An 8,794-nucleotide genomic window follows, 5' to 3' on the forward strand; every position below is an offset into this window, starting at 1 on the left:
CTGCCCAGGCGACGGATACGGAGACGATCACGCCTATAGCGGCATCGCCGTCCATTGAGATCACCAAGACGGGAACCTACAACGACACTGACGGGGACGGCAGGGCGAGTGCGGGCGACCAGATCAGCTACACCTTTACAGTTGAGAACACGGGGAACGTGACCTTGACCGGAGTTGTGGTGACGGATCCACAGGCGACTGTGAGCGGAACCCCGATAGCGGTGATGGCTCCCGGAGCGGTTGACAACAGTACCTTCACGGCGGTGTACACGCTAACACAGGCGGACATCGATGCGGGCACGTTCACCAACGTTGCGACGGCTACGGGCCAGTACAACGGAAATGTAACCGATACGGATGATGACGTACAGAACTTTACAAGGATTCCTTCCATCAGTTTAAGCAAAACTGCCAATAAGACATCAGTGAGTGCTGCAGGAGAAGAGATTGTTTATACTCTGACTGTGACAAATACCGGCAATGTGACCCTTAGAAATACCAGGAAACTGGATCCAAAAGTTTCCTATGACAATAATGTGGGTTCACTGGCTCCGGGAGAGAGTGTTTCTATAAATATCACTTATGTGGTTACGCAAGAAGATATAGATGCTGGGAAAATTGAAAATATTGCTTCAGTAATAGGAAGAGATCCAAATGGTGATGAAATCTCAGATGAAGCGATTTTAGTGATTAATGTTCCACAGAATCCTTCTCTAAGTCTGAATAAGACAGCCAATAAAACAACTGTAAGTGCAGCAGGAGAAGAGATTGTTTATACCTTGACTGTAACCAATACAGGCAATGTGACCATCAATGATATCAGGAAACTTGATCCAAAAGTTTCGTATGACAATAATGTGGGTTCACTGGCTCCGGGAGAGAGTGCTTCTATAAATATCACTTATGTGGTTACGCAAGAAGATATAGATGCTGGAATAATTGAAAATATTGCTTCAGTAATAGGAAGAGATCCAAAAGGTGATGAAACCTCAGATGAAGCCAGTTTGGTGGTTGATGTAATACAGAATCCTTCTCTGAGTCTAAACAAGACTGCTAACAAAACAACTGTAAGTGCAGTAGGAGAAGAGGTTGTTTATACCTTGACTTTAACAAATAATGGTAATGTTACCATCAGTAATATTAACAAGTTGGATCCAATGCTTTCCTATGATCAGAATATTGGAGCATTGGCGCCTGGGGAAAGCATATCTATTAATCTTATCTATGTGGTAACTCAAGGGGATTTAGATAGAGGTTTAATTGAGAATATTGCCTCTGTAACCGGACAGGAACCAAGTGGGGAAGAAATAGCAGATCAAAGCAGTGCTACCATTGAAGTCAATCAAAATGCACAGCTTACTGTAGTGAAAACTGCGGACAGCCAGGATTATTCTGAAATAGGTCAGGTGATTGGGTACACAATTGTAATTTCCAATACTGGAAATGTAACCCTAAAAGATATTGTGGTCAAAGATCCTCTTACAGGATTGGAAACAACACTGGCTACTTTATCTCCAGGAATAGCGGTCAGTCTAGAAACTTCTTACACAGTTACTCTTGAAGATTTGGAGAGAGGAATTATTGTAAATAATGTGTCTGCCACAGCATTTGCACCTGACGGAAGCGAAATCAATGGAGAAGACAGTGTGACTATATCAGGGGAGGCGAAACAGATTATTGCTAATGATGATGCATTTGGTGACTTTACGGTTTCATTTACCGGTGTGTTGGGTAATATTCTTGATAATGATTTGCTTGATGGACAGCGTCCAAACCCTAACGATGTGGACTTTGAATTTACTGAACTGGATGGTATCATTGGTCTGAATATCGATGAAAATGGTGAACTCAGTTTGATTATTCCAGGAATCAATGAAGCCAGAGAATACACCTTAAGGTACGTGCTCAGAGAAACGTTGAATCCAACCAATTCGGATGATGCTATTGTGACATTCAGATTGGTCAATAATGAAGGGGACCTATCGGTGGAAAAGACTTCAAATGAAATAGAAATCTTTGAGGGAGATGAATTTGAATATTTCATTACAGTATCCAATCTTGGATCAACGGATGCTACAGATGTTGAAATTGTAGATGATCTTCCTGCCGGTGTTTCTTATGTAAGTTCCAACTTCGAATCCAATAATAATGCAATTGAAGTAAATACTTCAGTGCAAGGGAGTAGGGTTACCTGGACGATACCTTTATTACCTGTAGAGGGAGTGGTGGTGATTACGATGAAAGTTAAAGCGGAAGCACTTCCAAGTGATGTGGCCCAAACAATTACCAACAGGGTGTCAGTAAGTTCTACCGAAGAGGATATCAATCCATCAGATAATTCTGATACAGATGTTAACCGAATAAATCCATTCTTTATACCAAATGTGATCACACCGGACGGAGATGGTAAAAATGACACATTTGAAATCAAAGGATTGAAAAAGTTTGTCCAAAATGAAATTGTCATCTTCAACAGGTACGGAGACCACGTGTTCAAACAAAGTAATTATGAAAACGGTTGGGATGCACCTGGATTAACACCTGGAACCTACTTCTATGTGCTGACAGGAGAGGATGCTCAAGGAAGAAAACATGAATTCAAAGGATGGATTCAGGTCATAAAAAAGGATGGATCAACTATCAATAAGATTTATTAAAAGATGGTATTATATAATAGGATAAAGGTTTCTTTTTGGATTTTTTAAACAAAAACAGTTGATTTTTATTAAAGAGGCTGTCTCATTAATGGGAACAGCCTCTTTTTTATTCGGGTAGGCGTTTGCGCTATATTTCATATAGCCAAATCTTAGGGCCTTCATTTGACTTATGACGAAGCTTTCTTTTTTAACTTTTTTAAAAGCTTTTGTAACGCCCCCCCAAAAAGGAGCATGGTTTTTTGATTTCACAAATTTTCTTAAGGTGGTAGTTTGTCTTTAAAAAGTGCTTTGAAAATTTAGATAGGAAGGCTTAATAATTATTTTTATATTCCAAAAAATCCTTCATTTGTCCTTGTGAATATCTTGTGATTTTAATTTTAAAATCCATAAATATGTATTTTACAATAAAAAAAATGTAATATATGTGAATTTTTTTTAAATGCTTCTTGACTTGAATTACAAATTCATATATATTTACAGCAAATTCATATATTTGAAATAAAAAAATGAATTATTTTAAGTATTTGTGATTGATAAGTTTCTGATTTATAGACCGTAAACAACAATGTGATGAAAGGTTTTCATTTAAGTGATGGTTTGGCGAATACCGCCGGAAAGATAAGGATAAATACAATTTTCAAATTTATTTTATTTTTCATTTTTCTTGGGAATAAAGTTCAGGCCCAAAATTCAATAATAGTAAATGGGACACAGAATAATATCCCGATTCAAGAGGTAACTTTAATAGTTGATAGAAATGGTCCCAATGAACAAAGAATTGTTCAAAATACGCCAGGACTACCAAACCCACTTCCAGAAAACGGCAGGGCTGAAGTCGAATCTATTTTATTAGGAAATGGAGAAAGAATTTTTGCAACAAACAGGTTTCCGGTAGTCAAAACGGCCAATCCTGGTTTAGGAACAAATGTTACACCTAATGCCATAAGAGTGATAAAATATAATCACACAAATTCAAATGAATATATATCCCACTCAAATTTAAGTCAATTTTTAGAAGCAATTCAGGAAGTGGTTTCAACTCCTGACCTTAGGTCTTACTGGGATATTGGAAGTACTCCAATTTTCTCAGAGGATAGTGCATTTTTGGATATTATTTATCCCAACCAAATTCCTCAATCAGGTTATTTGATGATATCTGAACGTAACGGAAACTCTGCACTGGACCTTTTGCCATTAGACATAGATGGTAATGTAATTGAAGGTTCAACAAGGGTAGAATTAAGAGTACAGTTTGATTGGAATACAGGAGTAAACCATCAGGTGGATGCAACGAATCAAAAACAATGGTTAACAGTTTTCACTCCGGATTTGTTTGGAACAGAGGAACCAATCTATGGATTTAGGGTTTTTGATATTGGGGAAAGTGATGGTAAAATAATCTTTTTTGCAAGGGAAATTTCCGCTGCTCCTGATAATTCAGGGCCAATTTTTGGATTTTTTGGAGGAAACAATGTTCTCAATATTTTTGATAATGATGAACTTGATGGAAAAGTTTTGGATCCATCTGAAATAAATTTAACAATTTTTGATATAGATGGGGCAATTGCTGAAGGTGTTTTAATTATAGATCAGGATCCAAATTCACCAAACTTTGGGTCAGTTTCTGTTAGACCGGGTACTCCAGCAGGTATTTACACTTTTGAATATGAAATAGAGGACAAACTTGATGGTAGAAAAGATAGAGCCGTCGTAACAATAAGGGTTGTGGATCCTGTTGATTCTGATTTTCCTGACTGTAGAGATCAGGATTTTGAATGCCAATCCGGAGATCTTGTTTTTGAAAATGTCTTTTTGAGTGATGCTCTTGGAAACCCTATTCAAGATACGGATTTGTCCTGTGAGATTGGCACTACCAGGGAAGTTTACTTAGCGCTTTCATTGGTGTCCAATTCGCCAACCACTTTATTTGAAACCAGATTCTTTGCAGATTTGTCCCTAGGAAATTTAAGTCTACCTGTAAATGCATTTCTCGGAACAATAGAACCATCTCAAGATCCACAAACCAGGATTTTAACTAATGCTTTTATTTGGAGTTGTGGCGATGCCATAAAATTGAATGATATCCTTGTTACTTGGCTTACAGAGGAACCTGAGCCTAATGAGATAATTGAAAATTGTGAGCCGTACGAACCTCAGAACAGTCAATGTTTAACTGAGTTACTGGTTTCGACGCCTTTGTCTTTGGATTTTTCATGGGTGGCATGTAGTAATGGTGAAGAATTTAGTTTTGATTTCACTTCAATTGTTGGAGGAGGAACTTCAATTAATAATGAATCTGTTTCGAGCATTTCTTATGCATATGCCTGGGATTTTAACAATGATGGAAATATTGATTCAGAAGTAGCTAATCCGTCTTATGTTTACGAAAATAGCTCTGCCACACAGGTCAAACTTACAGTAAATGATGGAACTGGTAATTCTATCACAAAAATTAAAAATATTGTATACCCATCTCAAATTTTAATTAATGGAGAAATTTCGGATCCAACGACTGGGCTCTCTGATGGTGGGGTTGTTTTGGAAATTTCCGGAGGAACTGGAGATTACATAGTGAATTGGTTTAAGGATGGCCAATTAATTTCAAGTGAAAATAATTTGACCAATATTTCTTCAGGGATCTATGTGGTGGTCGTAAAAGATGAAAATGGATGTGAAGCTACTACTGAATTTAATGTAGGGTCTTTAAACCTAATTATAGCCAATGTTGATAATATAGGAGTTTTCACAAGTGAGGGTGGTCTTTCACCTATCAATGCATTGGATAATGACACCTATAATGGTGGACCTGCTACTACTTCCAATGTCCAGATTTCTATTGTGACTCCTGATCCTTTTGAAGTATTGACCCTTGATGTAAATAATGGGAATATTTTCGTTTCCCCTGGGGCAGAACCTGGAACCTACGAATTGGTGTACCAAATTTCCGATTTGGAAAATCCAAGTAATATTTCCACAGCTACAATAACTGTAATCATTGATGATGCGTTTTTATTGACTGGAGTTGAAATAAATAAAACTGCTTCAACAGAATCTTATGATACTGTGGGTGAAGTGATTACTTACACCATTACAGTCACCAATATTGGTACGACAACTTTGGTTGATTTAGAGGTAACTGATCCATTGACCGGGTTTGAAGAAAAAATTGATTCTTTGGAGCCAGGCACCGAAAATTCTGTATCCTTTACAACAAATTACATTATTTCTCAAGAAGATCTTGACAATGGTGAAGTCATAAATACTGCTTCTGTAGTAATGGGAGATCTTAAAAGGAGTGCAACTGAAATTATTACAGCTATTCAAAATCCTTCAATTGAATTTGAAAAAACAGCCGATAAGACAATTGTGACTGAAGCAGGTGAGGTAATAGTTTATACCCTCACGGTAACCAATACAGGTAATGTCACTCTTTTTGATTTAAGGAAGTTGGACCAAATGGTTAATTATGATGTTAATATTGGTTCACTTTCACCAGGTGAAAGCAGATCTGTAGATATTAGTTATGTAGTCACACAAGCTGATATGGATCGTGGGACAATTGAGAATTTAGCTACGGTTTCTGGAAAGGGAAGAAGCGGTGAAGATACTTCTGGGGAGGACATTGTGGTGGTTGGTGTTGATCAAATTGCCCAGTTAGAAATAGTTAAGTCATCCTCTAGTCCTGATTTTACAGAGATAGGTCAGGAAATTGTATACACAATCACGGTAAGTAATAATGGAAATGTGACTTTGACCAATATTCTGGTCAGCGATCCTCTTACCGGTTTTGAGACACTCATTGATACCTTGGCCCCAGGAGTTTCGGTTAGTTATGAAACAATCTATATTGTGGTATTGGAAGATATTGAACGGGGATCCATTGTGAACATTGTAACTGTTACTTCAACGGATCCAAACGGAGAAGAAGTGAATGGGGAGGACAGCATCACAATTGGTGGGGGCTCTAACGAAATCATAGCAAATGATGATAATTTAGGCGACTATGATTTTAACTTCACCGGAATTCTTGGAAATATCCTTGATAATGATCTTTTGGAAGGCCAACGTCCAGATCCAGCAGATGTAGATTTCGAATTTACTGAACTTGATGGTATTGTTGGATTGGAAATTAATGAAAATGGAGAGCTTACGCTTACCATACCAGGAGTTAACGAAGCCAGAGAATACACCTTGAGGTATGTTTTGAGAGAAACACTGAATCCTACCAATAGTGATGATGCGATTGTGACATTTAGACTATTGAATCCAGATGTTGACATTTCAGTGAGCAAGACCTCTAATGATATTGAGGTATTTGAAGGGGATGAATTTGAATACGTGATCACAGTGAGCAATATCGGTGAGACCGATGCTTCAGAGGTTGTGGTAACAGATGAACTTCCTGCAGGAGTGAGCTATATCAGTTCAAGTTTTGTGTCTACAAGTAATGAGGTTGAATTGACCACAACGATTCAGGGTAACAACATAATTTGGAACATACCGTTCCTACCTGCTGATGCAGTTGTAACCATAACTTTGAGAGTAAAGGCGAATCCGCTAACTGGAGAAAATCCACTTTCCATTACCAATAATGTGACAGTGGTGTCTTCAGAGGATGAGGTCAACCCAGGTGATAATTCAGATACTGATGTGAATATTATTCAACCTTTCTTCATTCCGAATGTGATCACGCCAAACAGTGACGGTAGAAATGATACATTTGAAATTAAGGGTCTGAACAAATTTGTAAGCAATGAAATTGTGATCCTGAACAGATATGGCGATACTGTATTCCAAAGAAGCAATTACAATAACGACTGGGATGCACCAGGCCAAGGAGCAGGAACTTACTTCTACGTGCTGACCGGGGTAGATGCCCAGGGAAGAACGCATGACTTTAAGGGATGGATTCAAGTGATCAGGTAAGCCTAAAGATTAAATTTTATAACTTTAAAAAGCGGCTCAAAAGGCCGCTTTTTTTGTGTTTAAGAAAAATTTAATTTCTCCTTATAAAGGGCTAAATATCAGCTGTTAATACTTTATAGACACCTCTTTTAATTTTTTCATACCTATAAAAAAGTATTTTAAAATAAATTTTTTGTATTTAGATAAAAAAATATTTGGGTTAATGCTTGACATGAAAAGCAAAAAACTGTATGTTTACGTCATAAAAGTTATTTGGAATTTTATCTGTTGACCTGTGAGGGTCAAAAACCGGTCCCGGGGGCCGGAAAGGGAGTAAAAACAGGAATCGGGACGGATTGAGTGTCCCGGAAAAGAGAGGGCTGCCGCGGCCTGTAAATGCGGCAAAGGACCATATAAATCAAATAAACCGAGAAGTGATGAAAAAGATTTTTAACATTTTGTTGGCGGCGGGCATTTTTGCGATGTCAGCGGGCCGTACGGAGGCCCAGCAGCTGCCGCAGTTCAGCCAGTACATATTCAACGGCCTCCACATCAACCCTGCGTATGCGGGCTACAAGAACGAGGGCTATATACAGAGCACGTACAGGAGCCAGTGGATGGATTTTCCGGGTGCCCCGCGCACATTTACGGTGACGGCCGACCTGAGTGCCAATGAGGGCAAGATGGGCTTCGGTGCGTCCTTTCTTACCGACCAGATCGGTCCGACCCGTACGACGACGGCGCTTCTGACCTATGCGTACAGGCTGCAGACGGGTGACGATTCCTTTTTCAGCCTTGGTGCGAGCGGCGGTTTTTCCGACTATATGATAGACGGGGACATGCTGCGCTACAACGACCCGAACGACCCGAACATCCCGGAGGGCCGTCTGACGATGCTTACGCCGAACATGAACCTTGGTGCCTTCTGGCACAGCAGCAGGTTCTATGCGGGGCTGAGCGCGTACAACCTTGTGGGGAAGGGATCCCTTGAGCGTGAGGACATCGCGCTTGCGTTCCACGACGTACATTTTTTCCTTACTGCGGGGGCGATTTTCCCTCTTGGGGACAAGCTTCAGTTCAAGCCGAGCTTCCTGGTGAAGGAAGTGAAGGGTGCGCCGACGTCCTACGATCTTAACGGGATGTTCCTGTTCATGGAGCGTCTGTGGCTGGGCGGTTCGTACCGTTCTAACGTGAAGATCTGGAACGACAACCTGGAGGACAACCTGAACGGC

Annotated in this window: 3 protein-coding genes; all 3 read left to right on the plus strand. The window is 39.5% G+C overall.

Going from position 1 to position 8,794, the window contains the following annotated elements; translation table 11 throughout:
* Positions 1-2,657 (plus strand): DUF7507 domain-containing protein (locus tag ACFSKV_RS16385; RefSeq protein ID WP_380805139.1); only part of this gene is annotated, 2,657 nt, incomplete at its 5' end.
* Between the two features lie 570 nt (positions 2,658-3,227).
* A complete protein-coding gene (locus ACFSKV_RS16390; protein WP_380805142.1) occupies positions 3,228-7,583 on the plus strand; it encodes a DUF7507 domain-containing protein in 4,356 nt (1,451 codons plus the stop codon).
* Positions 7,584-7,999: 416 nt separating this feature from the next.
* On the plus strand, positions 8,000-8,794 hold a 795-nt coding region (locus tag ACFSKV_RS16395), incomplete at its 3' end, for a PorP/SprF family type IX secretion system membrane protein (protein ID WP_380805144.1).

It is taken from the genome of Shivajiella indica (genome assembly GCF_042683085.1).
In the GTDB taxonomy this organism is placed as follows: domain Bacteria; phylum Bacteroidota; class Bacteroidia; order Cytophagales; family Cyclobacteriaceae; genus Shivajiella; species Shivajiella indica.